Here is a 23625-nt window from a genome sequence, read left to right as displayed (position 1 = left end):
CTCGTCCCTCACCGGACGGGGCGGACTGGTTCTGGGGTGCGCCCGGCCTGCCTTCCACGTCCGGCGTCCGCTCAAAAATCCGTCGCGACCCCGCCCTCTTCCTTGCGCTTTGCGACGAAGGCATCCAGTTCTTCCTCGACGGCTGGGTCGATTGGCGGGCGTTCGTAACTTGCCAGCTTTTCCTTGAAGATGCGGTTGGCGTGGTCGTATGTTGTGGGCCGGCCGGCTTCCGTCCAGGTCTCGAAGTTGCGCCAGTCGGACAGGATCGGCGAATAGAAGGCCGTCTCGTAGCGGGCGAGCGTATGGGCTGTGCCGAAGAAATGGCCGCCCGGGCCGACGTCGCGCACAGCGTCGAGCGCCAGCGCATCGGGGCTGACATCAAGAGGTGTCAGGAACTCCGCCACCATCTGCAGCATGTCGACATCGAGGATGAACTTTTCGAAGGATGCCGTCAGGCCGCCTTCCGACCAGCCGGCCGAGTGCATGATGAAATTGCCGCCGCCTTGCGTCAGCGCCCAGAGCGAGAAGGCGGATTCGTAGGCTGCTTGCGCATCCAGCGTGTTGGCGGCGTTGGTGTTGGAGGTGCGGTAGGGAATGCCGTAGCGGCGGGCAAGCTGTCCCCCGACAATCACCGCCTTCATGTATTCGGGCGTGCCGAAGGCCGGTGCGCCGCTCTTCATGTCGACATTCGAGGTGAAGCCGCCGTAGATCACCGGCGCGCCGCGCTTGACCATTTGGGTGAAGGCGATCCCGCAGAGCGCCTCGGCATTCTGCTGGACGAGCGCGCCCGCGATCGTCACAGGGGCCATGGCGCCGGCAAGCGTGAAGGGTGTCATGATGACAACCTGGCCGCGGGATGCCATTTCGATGATGCCCTGAAGCATCGGCCCATCAAGGCGCAGGGGCGAGGAGGAGTTGATGACGGTGAACAGCGAGGGCTCGCGCTCCATCTGCTCCATCGAGATGCCACGACCGATCCGGGCGATCTCGATGCCGTCTAGATTGCGCTGCTTGCCGAGAGAATAGCAATGGAACGGCTTGTCGGTCAGCTTTACGAGGTCGGATAGGCAGTCGAGATGGCGCACCGAGGCGTGGATGTCGACAGGCTCAACCGGGTATCCACCCGTGGTGTGGATGACATCGTAGGACTGGGCAAGCTTGACCAGCTTGCGGAAATCTTCCTGGTTGCCAGCCCGCCGCCCGCCTTCACGATCCGCGACGAAGGGAGCGGACGCAATCTGGGCGAAGACCAGATTGTTGCCTCCGATCCGGACGTGGCGTTCCGGATTGCGGGCATGCAGGGTGAATTCCTTCGGTACGGAGGCGATCAGATCCAGGATCAGGTCGCGATCGAAGCGGACGCGCTCGGATCCCGCCGTCACGTCAGCACCTGCTGCCTTCATCAAGGCGCGTGCCTCGGGCAGCATGATGTCCATGCCGATTTCCTCGAGCACGATGAGCGACGCTTCATGGATGTCGTCGAGCGCCTCGGCATCAAGCAACTCTGTCTTGACCAGCCGGTTGACGAGGTTGCGGTACTTCGCCGATCCGGATGCGCGGGCGCGATCCCCGCCTCGTCCTCCAGTGCGGCGTCGCCGCTCGGTGATGCCGTTCACGGCGTTATTTTCGGGCGATGAAGAGCTGGTCATGTCGCTCATGGTCGATCCATTGTGTCAATCTCGACATCAAGTCTCGCAGTTTCCGGGCGCAAAAGGCATTGCCGTTTGCGACGGAAAACCGGCTCATCTGGAACATCGCAAGGAGCGCTCACCCGTGGAGCTCTTTGTCGACACATCTGCAGGTCGCGCTTACCGGCTGTTTACCATTCGCAGTCATTGATCAACGCCAAGGTTTACTCATTTTGAAACCGGGGAAGCGCGTGCTCAATTTGGTCTGCGAGAAGATCGCCGTTCTCGACTTGCCTTCCTATGTGAAGGACAGCGAGCTGCGCTATGTCGTGGTCAACGAAGCCTTTGCCGCACTCTTCGACCTCGATCCGATGAGCTTCGTCGGCCGGAGCGATACGGAGCTGCTCGGTACGCGTCTCGACAGTCTTCGTGACGATACCGAACGCCGTGTGCTGGTCTTCGGTGAAGATGAGCAGCTTGGCTACCGCGCCCGTCCCGACGAGCCGGTGCGCATGCTCCGCATCGAGCGCTTCTATGGCGAGGACGATCAGCTCTATCTTTTCGGCTTCATGGATGCGCCACAGTCAGCCGAGCTGTCTGGGGGTTATTCCGTGCCGTGGTCGGCAGAGATGGAAGTCTTCCGCACGGTGCTTGATCGCTTGCCGGTCGCCGCTTTTGTCCGCGACAACGAACATCGCCTCGTCTTCGCCAATCAGGCCTATGCCGATCTCGCCGAATGCCCTCTGGAGGACTTGCTCGGCAAGACTGAACTCGAAATGTTCCCGCTTGCGGGTCAGATCTACCACGATGACAACAGGCGCATCCTTGATGGTGCCCTGGCTGAAGAAGTGCGGGACATCTTCGTGCGCCCCAATGGCAGCCGCGTGCCGACCTTGTGCCGGATGGGGGCGATCGAAACGCGTGACGGCTCACGCTATCTGATCGGTACCATGACCGATCTCTCCCCGCTGAGGCAGGGTGAGGAGAAACTGGCGGCTGCGCGGCGTGAAGCCGACAATATGCGGAACTACTTCCAGACCCTGCTGCTGTCGTTGCCTGTGGGCATCATGCTGCTGGGGCCGGACCTGCTGATCGAGTATGTCAACACGGCGCTTGTCGATATGGCCGAATTCGGTCCGGAGGTCGAACTGCTCGGGATGAGCTATTCGGAGTTCCTTGAGCGCGTGACCTGGCGCTCGGAGCCTCACTTGGCGGCCGAAGAGGTGCGTAGCCGCATCGCCTTCCGTGTCGAGCAGTTGCTCAGTCTGGACGACGGCCCGCTGATTGATGCGAAGACGCCATCGGGTCGAGCGCTGGCTGCGGGGAGCCGCAAGCTCGAGGGTGGGCGCATCCTCGTCACGTATTCCGATGTCAGCGATATGGTTCAGCGCGAGGAAGAAACGCTGCTCTATCGTGCGGCCCTTGAGCAAATGCAGGTTCCTGTATTCATCCGCGACATCGATCGGCGGCTGATATACGTCAACGGCGCTTATGAGGAACTGCACCAACAGCGCAGGGAAGACATCTACGGCATGACGGAAGCCGAGATGTGGCCGGAGCGTGGCCAGCAACTGACCGAAGAAAATATCCGCTGCCTCGAACATGGCGAAGTGATCGAGCGCCCGAGTGATGTCGTCATTCGTGACGGTGAGGAAATTTCAGTCATTACCCGGATCAACCGGATCACGACCGCGCAGCACAAGCACTTTCTCGTCGGTTCCGTCACCGATGTTTCGGTGATCAAGCGCGGGCAGGAGGCAGTTCGGGAGGCGCAAGCAAGAGCCGAAGCCCTTTATCAGGATCTCGTCGCAATGTTGCACATCATGCCCGTCGGCGTGGTGATCCTCAACGCTGACTACATGGTGGAATTCGCCAACGAAAAATGCCGTGAGATCTGGAGCTGGCCGGAGGACCTGCCGCTGGAAGGTCTCAGCTTCCGTTCGTATTGTGAGCGCAACCATAGCCAAGGCAAGACCTGGCCGGGACTTGAGTTCGAAGAAGGATACAGGCGTCGGATTGCGCAGTTCGATGCACTTGAAGGCTCACAGACGACCGAGCTGTCCTATGATGACGGACAGCATGTGCTGGCGACCATAACGCGGCTGCGCGATCGCAAGATCCTGATGACCTATTCGGATCTGACCGAGATGCGCAAGCGCGAGAAGGAGATCGACGAGGCGCAGGAACAGCTTGAGCGGCTGGGTCAGTTGATGCAGGACACGATGCGCCTGACGTCCCAGGGATTGGTGGCGATCGAGAGAGGCAGGATCGCGGAGATCAATCCTGCATTCGTTCGTATTCTCGACCTCCCGGAGGATCTCGCAGCGATCGGTTCGCGCTGGCGTGACATCTTCAGCTATTGTGCCGAAAGGGGTGATTTCGGCACCGAGGGTCAGGCAATCCTCAGCCAGTGGCAGGCAGCCATGAAGGAAACCACCGGGGTTTCCACGACCTTCATGGCCGGGGCCAAGACATGGGTGAAGCTGGAGGCCACATTCGGTGGATCGGGCAGCTGTGTCGTCGTGCTCACGGATATCACCGAACTCAAGGTGCGCGAGGCGGAACTCGAAGTGCTTCTGGCGCGGAGCGAAGCGGCCGACAAGGCGAAATCCGACTTCCTCGCCAATATGAGCCATGAAATCCGTACGCCGATGAATGGTGTGCTCGGCATGGCGGAGCTTTTGTCCAAGTCGACGCTCGACAGCCGCCAGAAGACTTTCGTCGATATCATCATGAAGTCCGGCAATGCGCTTTTGACAATCATCAACGACATCCTGGACTTCTCCAAGATCGATGCCGGTCAGCTGAAGCTGCGGAATTCGCCCTTTGATCCCGTCGAGGCGATCGAGGATGTCGCAACGCTCCTATCTGCGGCTGCGGCCGAGAAGGACATCGAACTGGTGATTTCTGGCGATCAGGCGGTCGATCATACTTTCCTCGGCGATCCCGGTCGCTTCCGCCAGATCGTCACCAACCTGCTCGGCAATGCGATCAAGTTCACCGAGAAGGGGCATGTGCACATCGACCTGTCGAGCGAGCCGCTGGGTGATGGCAAGGCAAGGTTGATCGTCAGCATTTCCGATACGGGAGTGGGCATTGCGCCGGAGATGCAGGCGCAGATCTTTGAAAAGTTCTCGCAGGTGGACACGTCATCGACCCGTCGCCACGAGGGCACCGGGCTTGGTCTGGCGATTACCGCGGGGCTGATCAAGCTTTTCGGCGGCCAGCTGAATGTGCGCTCGCAACTCGGCAAGGGCTCTGTGTTCACGGTTGAAATACCGCTCAAGGTTGTTGCGGAGCGACGCCGGCAAAAGGAGCTGCCGGCCAACGTCAAGGATGCGCGGGTTCTCGTCATTGATGACAATGCGGTCAACCGCCAGATCCTTGGCGAGCAGCTGTCTATGTGGGGTTTCGACGGCCATGCCGTGGAAAGCGGGCGGCTGGGACTGCAGATCCTGGATGAGGCCCATCGTGCAGGGATCACCGTTGATGCTGTCATCATAGACTATCACATGCCGGAAATGAACGGCACAGATGTCGCGCGGATTATCCGCAACGATCGCCGCTTCGACGACATGCCTCTGATTTTCCTGACCTCCATGGATATGGCAGGCAGCGAGCAACTGTTCGAAAGCCTGAGGGTCCAGGCGCATCTGATGAAACCGGCGCGGGCGAATGTTCTGAGGGGCGCGATCATCGATGTCATTCGCACAACACGGCTGGGTGCCGGGCGCCCTCTGGTGGCTCCGCCTTTGGAGCTGCAGCCGCAGATTGAGCGCTCCGTCGGTAACGCTGCCGAGGCAATGTCGGTGCAGATGCCGGCAGAGGATGTCCGGATCCTGATTGCCGAGGACAATGAGGTGAACCAGATCGTGTTCAACCAGATCCTCGCCGGCAGCGGCATCCGCTACCGCATCGTCGGCAATGGGCAGCTCGCAGTGGATGCCTGGCGAACCCACAAGCCGGATCTGATCCTGATGGATGTATCGATGCCGGTACTCAACGGACATGAGGCCTGCCGCGCCATTCGCAGCGAAGAAATGCTGCACGGCCTGGGCGAGCATGTCCCGATCGTTGGGGTTACTGCCCATGCCCTCGACAGTGACCGCGAGGCCTGTATCGCGGCTGGTATGGACGACTATCTGTCGAAGCCGATTTCGCCGGAAACGCTCATGCGCAAGATCGGCGAATGGTATGCTCTTGAGCCGGGGCAAATTGCCGGGGGGCTCGGCGCCTAGTCCTGGGCCACTTAGACGATCGCTCTTACGCCGCTCAGCATTTCACGCTTGCCGGCAAAACCCGGTCGACGGTCAACGGCAAAGCCTGCGGCCTGCAGATTGCGGCGAACGAAGCCGGCTGCGGCGTAGGTGGCAAAACTGCCGCCCGGACACGTGTGGTCATGGACATTTTGCATCAGCTCCGGCGACCACATGGCGCTGTTGCGCGACGGGGCAAAACCATCGAGATACCAGGCGTCAAAGACCAAGGACGACGCCTGCAGCTGTACAAGCGCATCGCCGCAAAACACCGTCAACCGTGTTTGGTCGTCAAGATCAATGTCGACTTGGCCCGATGGCTCGGACGGCCAGCGGCCAACCAGAGACTTGCGTTCTTCGTCGATCTCCGGCCAGCGCGAAAGCGCGCGATCGATGTCGGCTGCCTGCATGGGATAGAGTTCGAAGGAGACAAAGTGAAGGCTGGCGTCGGCGGACCGCTCCCGCTTCCACTGCCGCCATGTTTCGCAGGCGTTGAGGCCGGTGCCGAAGCCGAGTTCACCGATCCTGAAGGCGGCACTGTCACGCCAACGTTCGGGCAGGCCATTGCCGGCGAGGAAGACGTGGCCGCATTCCAGCCGGCCGTCGGTGCGGCAATAAAAGTGATCGCCAAAGGCAGTCGAATAGGGCATATCGCCCTCTTGCCAAGTGAGGGGCGTCTGTTCTTGGCCCGCCTCGGGCGTAATGTCTAAATGGGTCATGCATGTCCGATAAATTGCTGGCGCTCTCCGGTCAATCGCACGCCGACCTTGTCATCATTGGTGGCGGCATTATGGGGCTCTGGGCGGCACTCAAGGCCGAGCGCCGGGGCATCGATACGATCCTGATTGACGGGGCCGGTCTGGCGCAGGGTGCGAGCGGCGGATTGCTCGGCGCACTGATGGCGCACATGCCGGATCGCTGGAACGAGAAGAAGCAGCTGCAATTCGACGGCTTGCTGTCGCTTGAGGGAGAGATTGCATCCCTTGAAGCCGAGACCGGCCTTTCGACGGGCTATCGCCGCTGCGGGCGGCTGATCCCCTTGCCGAAGCCGCATCTGCGGCCGATTGCCGAGCGTCATCAGGCCGAAGCCAAGGTCAATTGGCAACAGCAGGGCAGGGCTTTTGACTGGCAGGTGCTGGATGAAACGCCGCATGCGGGCTGGCCGGACCTGCATGTCAGTGAAGCCGGTCTGGTTCATGACAGCTTTGCGGGTCGCGTATCACCGCGTGGCTTGACCGGTGCTATCGCGGCAAGGTTGGCAAAGAGCGATCGGGTGCGCATCCTCCAGGGAAGTCCTGTGCAGTCGATCGACCGAACGGCTGGTCAGGTCATGTTGGCGGATGGCAGCCATGTTGCATATGGACATCTTCTGGTTGCTGCGGGTTGGCAGTCATTTCCGCTTTTGACCTCGGTCGGACCCGAATTGCAGCAGCCCCTAGGGCGGGCCGTCAAGGGGCAGGCGGCGCTGTTGAAGGCGGACTTTCCCGGTGATTTGCCGTTGCTCTATCTGGACGGGCTCTATGTCGTTCCGCACGAGGGTGGACATGTCGCGATCGGGAGCACCAGCGAGAACAGTTTTGAGGACCCTTTCGGGACTGACGACAAACTCGCCCTCCTGGTCGCGGCCGCCCGACGACTGGCTCCGGTGCTCGAACGGGCCGAACTGATCGAACGCTGGGCGGGCTTGAGGCCACGGGCGCTTGAAAGCGATCCAATGGTGGGGCCGCATCCGGACGCGCCTGCGATCATTGCGCTGACCGGTGGCTTCAAGGTCAGCTTCGGGATTGCGCATCTTCTGGCGGATGCGGCGCTTGATGCGGTGGAGCGCAAAGTGATGGCCCTGCCAGAGAGCTTCCTGTTATCGCGACATCTTTCCGCCGCTCTCATCGCGAAAGCGACGTCGCCGGCGCCTTGAACTTTTGGCATCCCGAGCACACGCGGACGGATGTCACGCAGCGTGCAATACGGTGTTGTCTCCTTCGTGAAGCTGTCATGTAAATCACCTAACCACTGGGTTGTAACGGTCATTGCTAAAATGACCGACTCGAACCAGGCGGAGGGTTGGACATGCGCTATGCGATCTGTTTTACGCCCTCTGCCGGTAACCCTCTGGCATTGGCTGCCGCAAGCTGGCTTGGCCGCAATGTTTTTTCAGGCTTGCCCGTCGAACACCCCAGCCTGCGTGGCATCGGCCTGCATGAAATCGCCTTTCATACGGCGCTGCCGCGTCGATTCGGCTTCCATGCGACGTTCAAGGCGCCGTTCCGTCTTTCGCATGGCGCCACCGAGGCGGCGTTCCTGAACGACCTGATGCTGTTTGCTGACAGGATGGATCCTGTTCTGTTGCAGGGCCTGCGTGTCGGTCGGATCGGTGATGTCTATGGATTGATTCTTGACCGGCCCTGTCCGGCCGTCGACCACCTTGCTGCCTCGATCGTCCAGGTCTTTGACGGCTTTAGAGCACCACTGAGTGAGGCGGAAATCGAGCGACGTAATCCGGACAGGCTGTCTGCGCCGCAATTTTCCAACCTCAATCGGTGGGGCCATCCTTATGTGATGGACGAGTTCCGCTTTCACATGAGCCTTACTGGGCCGCTTCTTGGGCGTGACTTTGCGCGAATCGAGGAGGCAATGAAGATCCATTTTGACCCGGCACTGGTGGAGCCGATCGTGATCGATCATCTGGCGCTCTTCGTTGAAGCCGAGCCGGGGGCGCCTTTCCAGGTGCATTCGCTGCATCCGCTCGGCCGGATCGCCAATCGGCGTATCGCGTGATTTTCTGCATTGCAGCAATACCTGCTTTTTACGTCTCGACAGCCACCCTTTGCGCCAATAGCTTCTCGACAAAACACGAGAGGTGAACCCATGACGACTGCTCCTTATCCCCGCGATCTCGTCGGCTACGGCCGCAACAGTCCTGATCCGCGGTGGCCGGGAGATGCGCGCGTCGCAGTACAGTTCGTGGTCAACTATGAAGAAGGCGGCGAGAGCAATATCCTCGACGGCGATCCGGCCTCGGAAAATCTCCTGTCGGAAATCGTTGGCGCCCAGCCGTGGCCCGGCCAGCGCAACCTCAACATGGAATCGATCTACGAATATGGCTCGCGCGCTGGCTTCTGGCGGCTATGGCGGATGTTCACCGAGCGCCAGGTGCCTGTCACCGTCTATGGCGTAACGCTCGCCATGGCGCGTAACCCTAAAGCTGTTGCCGCGATGAAGGAAGCGAACTGGGAGATCGCCAGCCACGGCTATCGCTGGCTCGAATACAAGGATTTTCCCGAAGACGTCGAGCGCGAGCATATCCGCGAGGCGGTCCGCCTGCACAAGGAACTGACCGGCTCGCATCCGCTCGGCATGTATCAGGGCAAGCCATCCATGAACACGCTGCGCCTCGTGATGGAGGAGGGCGGTTTCATGTATTCGTCCGACAATTATTCCGACGACCTGCCGTTCTGGGTGCCGGATCTCGACGGGAAGCCCTTCCTGATCATCCCCTATACGCTCGAGACCAATGACATGCGCTTTGCGACCCCGCAGGGCTTCAACTCCGGCGACCAGTTCTTCACCTATCTCAAGGACGCCTTCGACGTGCTCTATGAGGAGGGCAAAAACGGCAGCCCGAAGATGATGTCCGTCGGCCTCCACTGCCGCCTTGTTGGCCGTCCAGGTCGGGCGGCAGCCTTGGCGCGGTTCATCGATTACGTGACGGGTCACGAGAAGGTCTGGATCCCCAAGCGCATCGAGATTGCCGAGCATTGGCACAAGCACCATAAGCCGGCATGGTGAGGCTATCTCAGGGGCCTTGCTCGGCTGCTTCCGCCAGCAACCAATTGCGCAAGATCGCTGCGGGCTCATGCATATCCGCGCCTGACAGGAGCCAGTAGGCCTTGTCCGCGTCGGCGGCGTCTTCGAACAGGACTGTCAGCGAACCGGCTGCCAGATGGTCGGCAATCAGGGCTGTCGGGCACAGGCCGATGCCGAGGCCCGAGAGGACCGAGCTGACCAGCAGATTGAAATCAGCATAGAGCGGGCCTGCGGGTGTCTGGCCGTCGACGTCGTGTCGGGCCAGCCAGGATTGCCATGCGGCCTCAGTCGCGTCATGCAGCAGGTGATGGTTCTGAAGATCGGCTGCACTGGTGATCGGGCCGTGTTTCTCCAGATAGGCCGGTGCGCAGGTCGGCCGGGTGGCGGCGCTGAGAATGGCTTCAGCGCGGCCAGGCGGCCTTGTGCCATGGCGGATCAGGAGATCTGTTCCAGCCTCTTCCGGCGTCAATGCGCCGAGCGGATAGACAACCGAGACCTGGATTTCGGGATGCGCGGCGCGAAAGCGGGGCAGCCTGGGGCCAAGCCAGTGGTTTACCACCGAGGGCTTGCAGGCGAGGCTGACGCGCAGTCCGTTGCGGCGGGCCGTCAAACGCTCGACCGCGCGGGAAATATGGCCGAGACCTTCCGAGCATGCGGCGCCCAGTTCGCGCCCCTCTGCCGTTAAGCGCACGCCGCGGGCTCGCCTCTCGAAGAGGGTGAGTTCCAGCCAGTCCTCCAGCGCCTTCACGTGCTGGCTGATGGCCGCTGCAGTCATGCCGAGTTCCTTTCCGGCCTGCAGAAAACTTTCGCGGCGTGCGGCGGCCTCGAAGGCGCGTAGCGTGGAGGGGGGTGGAAGTTTCATATCGTCATGCATAAGCAAGACTTGCTCATCGGGCAAGAAGAAGCCGCGTTGTCAGGTGCTGGCAGTTCAGGCACCTTGCGGCCTCCTCCTTATACATTTTTCTCTGCAGACCGGAGCATGCCATGTCGCCCTTCAATTCCACGATCCCCGTTCCCGCCGATGCAGCCGACCGCCGGGCAGTGAAACCCGTCGTCTGCTATCCGGTGGAGTCCCTGAAGGCACCCGATATGAGTATCCTGGAGCGGGCGCGGGCAACGATGGAAAAGGTCGGCGAAGTGATCGTGCCGCCGCGCGAGGGCAATACGTTTGAGGTGCCGAAGGGGCATTTCTTCCGCATCGTTAGCGTCGAGGGGCCGCAGGTCGGCGACCTCAACCTCTGGAATGCCAATGACCTTTCCGAACGCTTCTTTTCCGGCAAGACGCGGGCGCTGCATGCGACCCATGTGACGACCGGCAATCGTCTCTGGAGCAACCTGCCGTCGCTGCGCCCGATGGCGACGATCAGCCATGACACGCTCGGCTGGTATGGCTTCGACGAATTTGGCGGGGGCGTGCATGACGTGATCGGCACCCGCTGCGATCCCTATACCAACCGTCTGCTCTCCGGCGGCGACTACCACCATTGCTGCCATTCCAACCTCTGCAGGGCGCTGGCGCATCATACCGGCTCGGACATCAAGGCGGTCGAACCGCATGTACATGACGTGTTGAATGTCTTCATGTGCACCGGCTTTACCCGCGATACGCAGCAGTATTTCATGAAGGCAAGCCCCGTGCGTCCGGGCGATTTCCTGGAGATGTTTGCGGAGATTGATCTCTTGGGCGCGCTTTCGGCCTGCCCGGGTGGCGATTGCAGCACCAGCCATTCGAGCGACGTGGCGAAGTGCTATCCGTTGAAGGTGGAGATTTATCGGCCGGATATGGCCCTGCTTGCAGATTGGCCGTTTCCGGAGCGGAATGGGTATCAGTTGCAGGTTTGAGGCTGCGAAGGGCCTGGCATGAAGGGCTTAAGCTGTGGGGGCGTCATGCTCGGGCTTGTCCCGAGCATCTGCTACGGATCAATTGCATGCGACCTCAGTAGATCCTCGGCACAAGGCCGAGGATGACGTTGCGTTTTGAGGACAGGTTTCTCAACGAAGAAATGGCCCGGCAGTGATGCCGAGCCCTTTCTTCTAAGGCTTCCTAGCAGCCCTCAGTCCTTGTCGAGGCTCGCCATGTCGATGACAAAGCGGTAGCGGACATCACTCTTGATGACGCGCTCATAGGCTTCGTTGACTTGCGCGATGTCGATGATTTCGATTTCCGGGGTGATGTCGTGCTTGCCGCAGAAGTCGAGCATCTCTTGCGTTTCCTGGATCGATCCGATCATCGAGCCCGCGAGCGAGCGGCGGCCAGCGATGAGCGCGAAGGCATGCACGGGAACCGGGTTTTCCGGCACGCCGAGCAGGACCATTGTGCCGTCGACCTTGAGAAGGTTCAGGTAGGCGTTCCAGTCGATCTCGGCGCTGACGGTGCAGAGGATCAGGTCGAAGGAGCTGGCAAGCTTCTTGAATGTCTCCGGATCCGACGTGGCGTAATATTCCTTTGCGCCGAAGGCGAGGCCGTCTTCCTTCTTCGACAGGCTCTGGCTGAGCACGGTAACGTCGGCGCCCATGGCCGCACCGATCTTGACGCCCATGTGGCCGAGACCGCCCATGCCGATGACGGCGACCTTCTTGCCGGGGCCGGCCTTCCAGTGGCTGAGCGGCGAGTAGAGCGTGATGCCGGCGCAGAGCAACGGTGCTGCCTTGTCGAGCGGCAGGTTGTCCGGGATGCGCAGCACGTAGTCTTCCTGCACGACGATTGAATCGGCATATCCGCCCTGGGTCGGGGTCACGCCGTCGACTTCGACAGAGTTATAGGTGCCGACCAGATCGGGCATGTACTGTTCCCGGTAAAGGTCGCGCTCGCAATGCAGGCAGGAGTTGACGAAGCAGCCAACGCCGACCCGGTCGCCGACCTTATATTTCGAGACCTTCGAGCCGACAGCGGTGACGATGCCGGCGATCTCGTGGCCGGGAACCATGGGGAAGGTGGAGTTGCCCCATTCGTTGCGCGCCTGGTGAATGTCCGAATGGCAGATGCCTGAGAACTTGATGTCGATCACCACGTCATCGGCGTTGGGATCGCGACGCTCAAAGGTGAAGGGAACCAATGGCTTGGAGGCGTCCGTTGCGGCATAGCCTTTGGCAATCGGCATGGGGTATCCTTTCGAAATGAAATGGGAACTGCGTGCCTTAGATAGGTCGCCTCTGGTCATCCGCAAGCGAGCGGACTTGCCGTTTATGTTGAAGGTGCCTGTCTCATGCGGAAACTCGACAAGCGCCGGGGCCTCGGCTACTTCTTGTCTCCAGCTGCTTCGCGAGGTTCGCGGACAGACCCACCTTGCCGCCCCTGCGGCCCCACATGACAATGGATAGACGGTATGGACAGAGCGGATTTCGTTCAGCGTTTCGGTGGCGTCTTTGAGCATTCCCCTTTCATCGCCGAGCGTGCCTTCGACGCCGGCATGATCGAGGAGCCGCTCACGGCACTCGATATCCATGATGCCATGGCCGCAATGTTTCGCACGGCGAGCCAGGATGAGCGGTTGGGCGTGCTGAGAGCGCATCCCGATCTCGCGGGCAAGCTCGCCATCGCTGGAGGGCTGACTGAAGACAGCAAGCGCGAACAGGCTGGCGCCGGTCTCGACCGGTTGAGTGCCAGTGAGCATGCCCGCTTCACCGAACTCAACACGACCTATGTCGAGAAATTCGGTTTTCCCTTCATCATTGCGGTCAAGGGGCTGACCAAGGATGACATTCTCGCGGCCTTTGAAAAGCGCATTTCCAATGGCCGCGATCAGGAATTTGACACGGCCTGCCAGCAGGTGGAAAAAATCGCCAGGCTTCGTCTCGAAAGCCTGCTTCCGGAGACACATTGACATGATTGAGACTTCCACCGTCGTCCTGCCGGATTTCGCTGCCGGTGCCGTCAACCTTGCTTCGGCCCGCCTGGGTGCCGTGGGGATCTTCTCGACCGACGAGTTCTTCGCGCCGGTGTCGCGCATGTTGAACGATGATCCGGCGAGCTTCGATCCGGACCTCTACGACGACAACGGCAAATACATGGATGGCTGGGAAAGCCGCCGCAAACGCGTGCCCGGCCATGACTATGCGATCATACGGCTCGCCATGCCAGGCCGGATTTTCGGCTTCGATGTCGATACGCGCTTCTTTACCGGCAACTATCCACCCCACTGCTCGATCGAGGCCGCTTTCGTCGAGGCGGGTGATCCGACCAACGCGACAGTCTGGACCGAACTGGTGACCAAGTCGTCGCTGGGGGCTTCGGCGCAGCACTTCTTCGCCAATTCCGACACGTCAAAGGTCTGGACGCATCTGCGCCTGCATATCTATCCGGATGGCGGCGTGGCGCGTCTGCGCGTCTATGGAGCTGCCCATTTCGACTGGTCGAAGGTGGGTGCCTCGGAAGAGATCGATCTCGCCTACATCTTCCATGGAGCCAAGTCTCTGGCATGGTCGGATGCGCATTACGGCCATCCCGACAAGATTCTCTCGCCCGGTCGCGGCACCAATATGGGCGACGGCTGGGAAACCAAGCGCCGCCGTGGGCCCGGGCATGACTGGGCGATCATCCGGCTCGGCCATGCCGGTGTGATCAACCGGGTGCTGATCGACACCCATTTCTATAAAGGCAACTACCCCGATACTTGCGAGCTGCTCGGCGCCTATCTGCCAGATGCCGGCGACACCTTCAGCGACGCGGAGATTTCAGCATCGGAACAGTGGACGCCAATCCTGACGCGTCAGAAGATGCAGATGGATGCGGAGCATTTTTACGCGGGCGACCAGGTCCAGAAAATCGGGCCAGTTACGCATGTCAGGATCGGTGTGCATCCCGATGGCGGCGTGATGCGCCTCAGGCTCTTTGGGACCAAGGCCTGATGTCTTTGGATTGACGCAATCCAAGGCGCAAAACTGGTTCCCGGTTTTACGACAATCGCTCTGAAAACGAAAAGAGCGGACCAGAAGTCCGCTCGTCGCATGTTGAACCGTCCGCTGAGCGGGCGGTTTTTTTATCGGCTGGATGCCTTACTGCTTCGGCGTCCGTTCGGCTTCGCGGATCGCGGCCTCATGATACCAGCTCGCTGAGCCGCTCTCATAAATGACAGGCTTTGCCGTCTGGCGCTCACGCATGGCCTTAATCCTTGCCGCATCGCCTACCGGGAATTCGTAGATCTTCGCCGATTCCCGAACCATGTTCGTTGTCATGCTACTACCTCTCGTTCACACCTGATGGTGCCAATATCCCGACTATAACACGAGAATTGGCGATTGCACACAGAAAGTGCAGAATGCTTATTTTTTGGGCATTAATGCTGCGAAAAAAGTGATGAATTTAAAATCATCATTCCTGATCGGCAGCATGTTCCGCCGATAGAACGGCCGGACATGTCATGCAGTTCCTGCCACATGAGGCCAATCTACTTAAGGAATCGCTTTTATTTTCGTTTTTTGCTGCTTTGCCTGCGGCAAAATGGTCATGCCGATCCTTGGGGGCGTTAATTGGCACGCTTCCTGCATTTCTCTCAGCGACTCCCGGTGTGACCGGAGAATCAACCCTCTGTGCGCCCATGACTGGCGTAAGACTGAAGAGAGAGCACCATGACCAAGTTTAAGCTCGAGTACATCTGGCTCGATGGCTACAAGCCGGTAGCGAACCTGCGTGGCAAGACGCAGATCAAGGAATTCGACAGCTTCCCGACCCTGGAACAGCTGCCGCTCTGGGGCTTTGACGGCTCCTCGACGATGCAGGCCGAAGGCCACTCGTCGGATTGCGTGCTGAAGCCGGTCGCCATCTATCCCGACCCGGCCCGCACCAACGGTGCGCTCGTCATGTGCGAAGTCATGATGCCCGATGGCGTCACGCCGCATCCGTCGAACAGCCGCGCCACCATCCTCGACGACGAAGGCGCCTGGTTCGGTTTCGAGCAGGAATACTTCTTCTACGAAAATGGCCGTCCGCTCGGCTTCCCGGAGCAGGGCTACCCGGCTCCGCAGGGTCCGTATTACACCGGCGTTGGCTACAAGAATGTCGGCTCGATCGCCCGTGAGATCGTTGAAGAGCATCTCGACCTTTGCCTCGAAGCCGGCATCAACCACGAAGGCATCAATGCCGAAGTGGCCAAGGGCCAGTGGGAATTCCAGGTATTCGGCAAGGGCTCGAAGAGCGCTGCCGACCAGATCTGGATCGCTCGCTACCTGCTCCTGCGTCTTTGCGAAACCTATGGCATCGACGTCGAATTCCATTGCAAGCCGCTCGGCGATACCGACTGGAACGGCTCCGGCATGCACTGCAACTTCTCGACCACCTTCATGCGCGAAGTGGGCGGCAAGGAATATTTCGAAGCCCTCATGGCGGCCTTTGCCAAGAACTGGCAGGAGCACATCGACGTTTACGGTCCGGACAACCATCTGCGCCTGACCGGCAAGCACGAGACGGCTCCGTGGAACAAGTTCTCCTACGGCGTTGCCGACCGTGGTGCCTCGATCCGCGTTCCGCACTCTTTCGTGAACAACGGCTATAAGGGTTACCTGGAAGATCGCCGCCCGAACAGCCAGGGCTGCCCCTACCAGATCGCTTCGATCGTTCTGAAGACGATCTCGGAAGTGCCGACGGCCGACTACGCGAAGAACGCCGCCTGATTTCAGGCTGAGAGATAAGATTGCAGCGCCGGTGGAAACGCCGGCGCTGTTTTCGTTTTGGGGGTATCCTCAGTAAAGTTCAGCATCTTTTGTTTGCGCGAGCTCTGACTTATATTGTCGTCAAGGAGATCGCTGATGCGACCGTCGGATGTGCTGGAACGAAAGAGATATTTGATCCGCGAGGTGACGGCTCGTCACAACGCGGCTAATCCTCGTGTTTTCGGTTCAGTCGCCCGTGGAGAAGACCGGTCAGACAGCGATCTCGATATTCTGGTGGATGCGCTTCCAGGTTCTTCCCTGATGACGCTCGGCGGTCTGCAGTCAGCCCTCGAAGATCTTGCAGAGGGTGTGCCAGTGCATCTCGTGACGACCAGCGAGATACCGCAGAAGCATCGGGGACGTATCCTCGCGGAAGCGCTGCCAATATGAACCGCGAACATCGTATCCGCTCGCTTCTTGATCGGATCCGGAGCGCATCTCTTGATGCTCACGACCTGTTGGGTCCAATAGATCTGAAAGACTTCCGGACAAATCTTCTGGTTCAACGCGGCGTCGGAATGAGTCTTTTGATGGCAAGCGAGAGCGTGGTCCAACTCGAAGCGTTTTCGCCCGACTTCGTTGCTGAGCATCCGGAAATCGATTGGGTGACGATTCGTGGCATGCGGAACAGAATGGCGCACGGATATTTCGACATCAATCTGGACTATCTGTACCAGACTGCGAAATATGAAGCGCTTGATTTGGTTCGGATCATCGACGCCCTAATTCATATCTATCCTGAGGGAGAATAACCCCCCTTGCCCATCGAACTCCCCATCCGTCCTCTGACGGCATCCGCCTTTGCGCCCTTTGGCGATGTCATCGAAGCCGAGCCCTCCACCATGCGGCTGATCAATGGCGGCACGACCGAACGCTTCCATGCGCTGTTCTCGCCCGAGATTGCAGGCGAGGGCGCTCGGGTGATCGTCAATATCTTTCGCGGTCAGCCGCGCGCCTTTCCTTACGAAATCACCATGATGGAGCGCCATCCCTTCGGCAGCCAGAGCTTTTCGCCGCTGTCGGGGCGACCTTTCCTCCTCGCCGTCTCCCTCGATGAGGATGGCAAGCCGGGGCAGCCACAGGTGTTTCTGGCAGCCCCGCATCAGGGCGTGAATTATCGGCGCAACACCTGGCATCACCCTTTGATGGCAATTGATGCGGTCAGCGATTTCCTGGTTGTGGATCGCGATGGACCCGGCAACAATCTTGAAGAGTTCTTTTTCGATACCCCCTTCCTGATTCGGGAGCCCCAGATATGACCGGTCTCACCACCCATGTGCTCGACACGGCACTCGGCAAGCCTGCTCAAGGCTTGCGAATCCAGTTGCTGCGGATGAACGGTGAGGAGGCAGACCTGATCACGACCGTCTTTACCAATGATGACGGGCGTGTCGACGGTGGCCCGATCCTGAGTGGCGAGGCGTTTCAGCCAGGGCAATATGAGCTGCTGTTTCATGCGGGAGACTATCTGAAGGCGGCCGGTCTGGCGCTGACCGATCCGCCCTTCTTGGATGTGATCCCGATCCGTTTCGGCATATCCGACACGACGGCACATTATCATGTGCCTCTGCTGCTCTCGCCCTATGGCTACTCGACCTACAGGGGCAGCTGAGCGATGCGATTTGCCGCCATCGCGGACATTCATGGCAATGCATTGGCGCTTGACGCGGTGCTCGCTGATATCGCCGCCCACGGGATCGCGACACACGAGATTGTCAATTTGGGGGACTGCCTTTCCGGCCCGCTTGAGGCTGGTCGCACCGCCGATATCCTGCTGTCGCTCGGGCTCACGACAGTGCGTGGCAACCATGATCGCTATCTGATCGAGCATGCGGCAGGCGACATGCATGAATGGGAGGCCGATGCCTATTCGCAGCTATCGCAGGCCCATGTCGATTGGCTGCGCGCAATGCCCTTCGAAACCGTGTGGCGTGATACTGCCTATCTCTGCCATGCAACGCCGAAGGACGACAATACCTATTGGCTTGAGGATGTATCGGCGCAAGGCCATGTGCATATGCGTGGCCGTGCTGAGATCGAGGCCTGGGCCGCGGGCATTGCCTGTCCGCTGATCCTGTGCGGGCACACGCATGTCCCCCGTGTGGTTCGTCTTGCGGATGGCCGGTTGATCGTCAATCCCGGCAGTGTCGGCGGGCCTGGTTATAGGGATGATGCGCCTTATCCTCACAAGCTGGAAACCGGCACGCCGCATGCGAGCTACGCCATCCTCGATGATGCGTCGGGCGCTTGGGGCGTCACCTTCCGGCTCGTGCCCTATGATCATATGGCGATGAGCCGGCTCGCCGCCGAGCGCAACCGGCCGGATTGGGCGGTCGCGCTGGCCTCGGGTTTCGTCGCGTGAGCGACCCAGCCTTTGCCTGACGACCGCTCAATCTTGCCGATATCCGCTTTGCTGGCCCTGAGGTTGTGCCATCTCAAACCTTGAACGGGTTTTCCGCTATGATGCTCCCGTCGACATCGGCCATTTGCCGCTTGCCGCAGAGTGCCATGGTGATGTCCATTTCCTTGGCGATAATTTCCAAGGCTTTGGCAACGCCCTTCTGGCCCATAGCGCCCAAGCCATAGAGGAAGGGGCGGCCGATATAGGTGCCTTTCGCACCCAAGGCGATCGCTTTCAGGACATCCTGGCCGGAGCGGATGCCGCCATCGAGATGGACTTCGATCTTGTCGCCGACGGCATCGACGATTTTTGGCAGCATTGATATCGAGGAATGCGCACCGTCGAGCTGGCGGCCGCCATGGTTGGAGACGATGATCGCGTCAGCGCCCGTTTCGGCAGCCATCTTGGCGTCCTCGACGTCTAGAATGCCCTTGATGATCAGCTTGCCGCCCCACTGTTTCTTGATCCATTCGACATCGGCCCAGGAGAGCTTGGGGTCGAACTGCTCGGCCGTCCAGGCATGCAACGAGGAGAGGTCGGTGACGTTCTTGGCATGGCCATGGATATTGCGGAAGGTGCGGCGGTTGGTCTGCAGCATGTTCCAGCACCAGCGAGGGCGGATTGCCATCTGGTAGAGATGCTTCGGTGTCAGCTTCGGCGGGGCGGCGAGGCTGTTGCGGATGTCCTTGTGGCGCTGGCCAAGCAGCTGCAGGTCAGCGGTCAGTACGAGGGCCGAGCAGTTGGCGGCGCGGGCGCGCTCGATCAGGTTCACGACGAAGTCACGGTCGCGCATGACGTAAAGCTGAAACCAGAAGGGCCGCTTTGTGACCGAGGCGACGTCCTCGATCGAGCAGATGCTCATCGTCGAGAGCGTGAAGGGCACGCCAAACTCTTCTGCGGCCTTGGCGGCGAGCATCTCGCCATCGGCATGCTGCATGCCGGTGAGGCCGGTTGGCGACAGAGCCACCGGCATCTTCACCGTCTCGCCGATCATCGTGGTTTCCAGCGTGCGGTCGCTCATATCCACGAGCACGCGCTGGCGCAGCTTGATTTTCGAAAAATCGCCTTCGTTGGCGCGGTAGGTGCCCTCGGTATAGGAGCCGCTATCGGCATAATCGAAGAAGAGTTTTGGCACGCGCTTGCGTGCGAGCTTCTTCAGATCGGAAATTTCAAGGATCGGCCCCATTTTATCTCTCTCCGCCAATGTCTGTCAGACCGCATATCATGCCAATCGGTGGGCTGTGAACAGGCCGGGAGGCTTAGAGGTAAGAAAATTTTACCTGTCTATGGGTTTCAGAAGTGCTCGCCGGATTTGAAGGGGCCGACGCGCATGCCGGCGGCGATCAGATAGGCGGTTGACCAGCCGATCAGCAGGAAGCCGTTGACCCCTTCCAGGGCCGCCAGCATGCGCCATTCCGGGTGGGGCACGACGTCGCCATAGCCAACGGTGGAGAAGGTGATGGTGGAGAAATAGAGGGCCGTCTCGAAATCGTCGACGACGCCGATCAGCGTGAAGCTGGCGGCCCAAAGCCAGACTTCGGCTGTCAGCACGGCAAAGACGCCGATGACCACGGTGTTCATCGCGAGCATGCGGCTGCGGTGGCCATGCAGACGAATGCGATCCGTCACCCAACTCATCATATGGGTCACACCCATGAGGCCGAAAGTGTGGATCACAACCGTCAGCGAGATCATCAAGGTGCCTAGCGCAAGATTGGTGGCCAGCATGGTTCATCCTCCTTGGGATGAGTGCAATTCAACGAAGATCCTTGCGTATCATGAATTTGAGGCCAGACCAGATGTCAGTCACAGCGCAGACTTTGACGTCAACGAGACCGGTTGGCAGGAAAATCCTTCGCAGCACATCTTCTGTGATCGTGGTCGGGACCTTGGAGGCTTTCTTGGGCCAGGAGATCCACATCATGCCTGATGGTTTCAGCATGGTCTTCAGGCGCTCGGCCTGGTCCTCAAGACGAGCGCGTTGCGTCTCGAAGACATGAAGGTAGTCCAGTCCGGAGCGATTTGCGTGTTCTAGGCCGGCGACTTTCGATGCCGCAGGCAGATCGGCAGTCAGCTGGTCGAGGTCTGCAGGCAGATTTACGAACAATGCGGCGAGGTCCGGCTTCAATCCGAGCTTCTTCGGAAGAGGCGTGCCGGAATAGCCGCTTTCGCTCATCTGATCCTCACATCATGATCCCGGGTTTGGACGCCTTGCCTGCCACATAGGTTTCGACTACGGCGCGGTCGTCGCCGAGCGTCTGCAAGAGGAAGAGTTCTTCCGAGAGCGAGGTTACCGTCTCCATCCTCAGGCGCATGGCCGGAGTCGCGGCTGCGTTAAGCACGACGATATCGGCATCGGTGCCTTCGTCCAGCGTGCCGATGCGGTCGGCGAGGTCCAGCGCCACGGCATTGCCGAGGGTCATGTGGTAGAAGCTTTCGAGCGGGTTCATGCGCTCGCCGAGCAATTGCTGGATCTTGTAAGCCTCGTCCATGGTCTTGAACATGGAATAGCTGGAGCCGCCACCGATATCGGTGGCGACTGCGACGGTCACAGGCTTTTCCTGGCGCTTGATCGCCTTCAGCGGAAAGAGGCCGGAACCGAGGAAGAGGTTCGAGGTCGGGCAGTGGACGGCGACAGCACCACTCTCCGCCATGGCATCGGCCTCGCGGTCCGACAGATGGATCGCATGGCCGAAGAGCGCCTTTTTCCGCAGCAGGCCGTAGCGGGCATAGATGTCCGTATAATCCTTGGCGTCAGGATAGAGTTCGCAGGTGAAGTCGATCTCGTCCTTGTTCTCCGACAGATGCGTCTGGATATGCAGATCGGGGAATTCCTCCGCCAGCTTCTGCGTCATCGCCATCTGTTCTGGCGTCGAGGTGATGGCAAAGCGGGGGGTGATGGCGACATGGTTGCGGCCCTTGCCATGCCATTGTTCGATGACGGCGCGGGTCTCGTCGTAGCCGAGTTGCGGTGTGTCGAGGAGACCCTGCGGCGCATTGCGGTCCATCATCACCTTGCCGCCGATCATCAGCGTGCCGCGCTTGAGGCTCTCGGCGAAGAAGGCATCAGCGGAGGCCTTGTGCACCGAACAATAGGCAACCGCCGTCGTCGTGCCCTGCCGCAGGAATTCGTCGAAGAACTGCGTGGCGATCCGCTCGGCATGGGCAGATTCGACGAACCGACATTCCTCGGGGAAGGTGTATGTGTTGAGCCACTCCAGGAGATTGGCGGCATAAGACGCGATCACCTGCATCTGCGGGAAATGCACGTGGCAGTCGATCAGGCCAGGCAGGATCAGGTGCGGCCGGTGGTCGATTTCAGCAATGGCCGCTCCGGCCTTTGGCTTCACATCCGCGTAGGTACCGACAGCTGCAATCTTGCCGTCGCGGACCAGCAGCGCGCCGTCTTCCTCATAGAAATAGCTCTCGTTATCGCCGGCATGATCAGGTGCCCGGCTGAAAGAGAGGAGGCGGCCGCGGATCAGGGTCTCAGTCATTCTTATTTGCCTTCGACCGTCGTCTCGTACCAGGCGACGAGCAGTTTGCGCTCTTCGTCCGAGATTTCGGTGATGTTTCCGGGCGGCATGGCATGGCTGCGGCCGGCCTGGATGTAGATTTCATGGGCATGGGCGGCGATTTCGCCGTCCGTCTCAAACTTCACGTTCTTCGGTGCACGCGCAATGCCTTCCCAGACGGGTTCGGCGGCGTGGCACATTGAACAGCGGCCCTGTACGACATCGCGCACGGCTTCGAAATGGCCGTTCTCGACAAATGTCTGTTGCCGCGGCGAGAGACTTGCCTGTTCCTCCCCGGTTAGCACCTTCGGCACGGTCGACAGCCACATGATGACGATGAAAATGAGCACCGTCACCAACCAGGTCCAGGTCGGCTTGCCCTTCCTGGCATGCGTGGTGTTGAACCAGTGGCGGATGGTGACGCCCATTAGGAAGACGAGGGCTGCGATCACCCAGTTGAACTCCGTGGCAAAGGCCAGCGGATAGTGGTTCGACAGCATGAAGAAGATGACGGGCAGCGTCAGGTAGTTGTTGTGCAGCGAGCGCTGCTTGGCAATCACGCCGTATTTTGGGTCGGGCGTGCGGCCCGCGATCAGGTCGGCGACGACGATCTTCTGATTGGGGATGATGATGAAGAAGACGTTGGCCGACATGATGGTGGCGGTAAACGCGCCCAGATGCAGGAAGGCGGCACGGCCGGTGAACACTTGCGTGTAACCCCAGGCCATGGCGATCAGCACGATGTAGAGGAGCGCCATCAACCCCCAGGTGTTCTTGCCGAACGGTGATTTGCACAGCAGATCGTAGAGGATCCAGCCGACGGCAAGCGATGCGAGCGACAGACAGATCGCCTGCCAGGGGGCAAGTTCCAGCACACTGCGGTCGATGAGGAAGAGATCGGCGCCGCCATAATAGACGACCGCCAGCATGGCAAAGCCGGAGAGCCAGGTGGCGTAGCTTTCCCATTTGAACCAGGTCAGGTGCTCCGGCATCGAGGCGGGTGCGACCAGGTATTTCTGGATGTGGTAGAAGCCGCCGCCATGCACCTGCCATTCCTCGCCATAGGCGCCGACCGGCAGGCCGGGGCGCTTCACGAGACCAAGATCGAGCGCAATGAAATAGAAGGAGGAGCCGATCCAGGCGATGGCGGTGATGACGTGCAGCCAGCGGACGGCGAAGGACAGCCATTCCCAGGCGATCGCGTATTCATACATTTCCCAAGTCTTTCATGTTCCCCATTGTCGAAGACATTGCGAAAAAATCCGAAGGAAGGGAAGGGGGAACGACGCGGTGCAGCAAACGCTGCACGGGAAGTTTTGCGCGCTACGCACGATTACAGCTTGCCTCTCCATATGATCGCGCCAGCGGCTTTC

Annotated in this window: 23 protein-coding genes; 13 read left to right on the top strand and 10 right to left on the bottom strand. The window is 60.0% G+C overall.

Annotated features, from left to right (window positions below; genetic code table 11):
• Window positions 1-71 precede the first annotated feature (71 nt).
• Window positions 72-1658, bottom strand: coding sequence for a trimethylamine methyltransferase family protein (locus IP76_RS08090; RefSeq protein WP_054157703.1), 1587 nt, complete (start codon window positions 1656-1658; stop codon window positions 72-74).
• Between the two features lie 221 nt (window positions 1659-1879).
• On the opposite strand from IP76_RS08090, the gene IP76_RS08085 reads away from it, so the two are divergent.
• Window positions 1880-5866 (top strand): PAS domain-containing protein, encoded by a 3987-nt coding sequence (locus tag IP76_RS08085; RefSeq protein ID WP_054157702.1) that lies wholly within the window; start codon window positions 1880-1882, stop codon window positions 5864-5866.
• An 11-nt stretch (window positions 5867-5877) separates the two neighbouring features.
• On the opposite strand, the gene mnmD is transcribed toward IP76_RS08085, so the two are convergent.
• Window positions 5878-6603 carry a tRNA (5-methylaminomethyl-2-thiouridine)(34)-methyltransferase MnmD gene (mnmD, locus tag IP76_RS08080; RefSeq protein WP_054157701.1) on the bottom strand — a complete coding sequence of 242 codons (726 nt, stop codon included), beginning with the start codon at window positions 6601-6603 and terminating at the stop codon, window positions 5878-5880.
• 2 nt (window positions 6604-6605) lie between these two features.
• On the opposite strand from mnmD, the gene IP76_RS08075 reads away from it, so the two are divergent.
• The 3 genes from IP76_RS08075 to puuE all read left to right on the top strand — a co-directional run bounded on the left by IP76_RS08075 (window position 6606) and on the right by puuE (window position 9670).
• Complete coding sequence (locus IP76_RS08075) at window positions 6606-7799, top strand: FAD-binding oxidoreductase (protein WP_054157700.1); 1194 nt, start codon at window positions 6606-6608, stop codon at window positions 7797-7799.
• 152 nt (window positions 7800-7951) lie between these two features.
• Complete coding sequence (locus IP76_RS08070) at window positions 7952-8659, top strand: DUF1045 domain-containing protein (RefSeq protein ID WP_054157699.1); 708 nt, start codon at window positions 7952-7954, stop codon at window positions 8657-8659.
• A 90-nt stretch (window positions 8660-8749) separates the two neighbouring features.
• Window positions 8750-9670: an allantoinase PuuE gene (gene puuE, locus IP76_RS08065; RefSeq protein WP_054157698.1), complete on the top strand. Its 921-nt coding sequence runs from the start codon at window positions 8750-8752 to the stop codon at window positions 9668-9670.
• Window positions 9671-9677: 7 nt separating this feature from the next.
• Here the strand turns inward: puuE and IP76_RS08060 are convergent, their stop codons facing one another.
• Window positions 9678-10550, bottom strand: a complete 873-nt coding sequence (locus IP76_RS08060; protein ID WP_054157795.1) for a LysR substrate-binding domain-containing protein — start codon at window positions 10548-10550, stop codon at window positions 9678-9680.
• A gap of 122 nt (window positions 10551-10672) precedes the next feature.
• Between IP76_RS08060 and IP76_RS08055 the strand changes: the two genes are divergently transcribed.
• A complete protein-coding gene (locus tag IP76_RS08055; RefSeq protein ID WP_054157697.1) occupies window positions 10673-11530 on the top strand; it encodes a DUF1989 domain-containing protein in 858 nt (285 codons plus the stop codon).
• Between the two features lie 212 nt (window positions 11531-11742).
• Here the strand turns inward: IP76_RS08055 and IP76_RS08050 are convergent, their stop codons facing one another.
• Window positions 11743-12789 (bottom strand): NAD(P)-dependent alcohol dehydrogenase, encoded by a 1047-nt coding sequence (locus IP76_RS08050; RefSeq protein WP_054157696.1) that lies wholly within the window; start codon window positions 12787-12789, stop codon window positions 11743-11745.
• Between the two features lie 225 nt (window positions 12790-13014).
• Here IP76_RS08050 and uraD point away from each other — a divergent pair, with 225 nt between their 5' ends.
• Together uraD and alc are read left to right on the top strand one after the other, a co-directional pair.
• Complete coding sequence (gene uraD / locus IP76_RS08045; protein WP_054157695.1) at window positions 13015-13512, top strand: 2-oxo-4-hydroxy-4-carboxy-5-ureidoimidazoline decarboxylase; 498 nt, start codon at window positions 13015-13017, stop codon at window positions 13510-13512.
• Window position 13513: 1 nt separating this feature from the next.
• Window positions 13514-14536, top strand: coding sequence for an allantoicase (gene alc, locus IP76_RS08040; protein ID WP_054157694.1), 1023 nt, complete (start codon window positions 13514-13516; stop codon window positions 14534-14536).
• A gap of 147 nt (window positions 14537-14683) precedes the next feature.
• On the opposite strand, the gene IP76_RS08035 is transcribed toward alc, so the two are convergent.
• Window positions 14684-14863, bottom strand: a complete 180-nt coding sequence (locus tag IP76_RS08035; protein ID WP_054157693.1) for a DUF2735 domain-containing protein — start codon at window positions 14861-14863, stop codon at window positions 14684-14686.
• Between the two features lie 393 nt (window positions 14864-15256).
• Between IP76_RS08035 and IP76_RS08030 the strand changes: the two genes are divergently transcribed.
• The 6 genes from IP76_RS08030 to IP76_RS08005 all read left to right on the top strand — a co-directional run bounded on the left by IP76_RS08030 (window position 15257) and on the right by IP76_RS08005 (window position 18698).
• Window positions 15257-16297, top strand: coding sequence for a glutamine synthetase beta-grasp domain-containing protein (locus IP76_RS08030; RefSeq protein ID WP_054157692.1), 1041 nt, complete (start codon window positions 15257-15259; stop codon window positions 16295-16297).
• 135 nt (window positions 16298-16432) lie between these two features.
• A complete protein-coding gene (locus tag IP76_RS08025; protein WP_054157691.1) occupies window positions 16433-16726 on the top strand; it encodes a nucleotidyltransferase family protein in 294 nt (97 codons plus the stop codon).
• Window positions 16723-17088: a DUF86 domain-containing protein gene (locus tag IP76_RS08020; protein WP_054157690.1), complete on the top strand. Its 366-nt coding sequence runs from the start codon at window positions 16723-16725 to the stop codon at window positions 17086-17088. The genes IP76_RS08025 and IP76_RS08020 overlap by 4 nt, the downstream gene beginning before the upstream one ends.
• Before the next feature lie 6 nt (window positions 17089-17094).
• The gene (locus IP76_RS08015) at window positions 17095-17595 is read left to right on the top strand and encodes an ureidoglycolate lyase (protein ID WP_054157689.1); all 501 of its coding nucleotides are present in this window, start codon (window positions 17095-17097) and stop codon (window positions 17593-17595) included.
• Entirely contained in the window at window positions 17592-17948 is a 357-nt protein-coding gene (uraH, locus tag IP76_RS08010) for a hydroxyisourate hydrolase (protein WP_054157688.1), read from the top strand. Before IP76_RS08015 ends, uraH begins: the two co-directional genes overlap by 4 nt.
• 3 nt (window positions 17949-17951) lie before the next feature.
• Complete coding sequence (locus tag IP76_RS08005) at window positions 17952-18698, top strand: metallophosphoesterase (protein ID WP_054157687.1); 747 nt, start codon at window positions 17952-17954, stop codon at window positions 18696-18698.
• A 73-nt stretch (window positions 18699-18771) separates the two neighbouring features.
• On the opposite strand, the gene IP76_RS08000 is transcribed toward IP76_RS08005, so the two are convergent.
• The 5 genes from IP76_RS08000 to puuD all read right to left on the bottom strand — a co-directional run bounded on the left by IP76_RS08000 (window position 18772) and on the right by puuD (window position 23466).
• The gene (locus IP76_RS08000) at window positions 18772-19923 is read right to left on the bottom strand and encodes an alpha-hydroxy acid oxidase (protein ID WP_054157686.1); all 1152 of its coding nucleotides are present in this window, start codon (window positions 19921-19923) and stop codon (window positions 18772-18774) included.
• Window positions 19924-20030: 107 nt separating this feature from the next.
• Window positions 20031-20465 (bottom strand): potassium channel family protein, encoded by a 435-nt coding sequence (locus tag IP76_RS07995; protein WP_054157685.1) that lies wholly within the window; start codon window positions 20463-20465, stop codon window positions 20031-20033.
• Window positions 20466-20493: 28 nt separating this feature from the next.
• Entirely contained in the window at window positions 20494-20913 is a 420-nt protein-coding gene (locus tag IP76_RS07990; protein WP_054157684.1) for a hypothetical protein, read from the bottom strand.
• 7 nt (window positions 20914-20920) lie between these two features.
• Window positions 20921-22234 carry a guanine deaminase gene (guaD, locus tag IP76_RS07985; protein ID WP_054157683.1) on the bottom strand — a complete coding sequence of 438 codons (1314 nt, stop codon included), beginning with the start codon at window positions 22232-22234 and terminating at the stop codon, window positions 20921-20923.
• Window positions 22235-22236: 2 nt separating this feature from the next.
• Window positions 22237-23466, bottom strand: a complete 1230-nt coding sequence (gene puuD / locus IP76_RS07980) for a urate hydroxylase PuuD (protein WP_054157682.1) — start codon at window positions 23464-23466, stop codon at window positions 22237-22239.
• Window positions 23467-23625 lie beyond the last annotated feature (159 nt).

The sequence above is a fragment of the Rhizobium sp. AAP43 genome (assembly GCF_001296045.1).
Classification (GTDB): domain Bacteria; phylum Pseudomonadota; class Alphaproteobacteria; order Rhizobiales; family Rhizobiaceae; genus Allorhizobium.
This window is presented reverse-complemented; position numbering and strand designations above follow the sequence as displayed.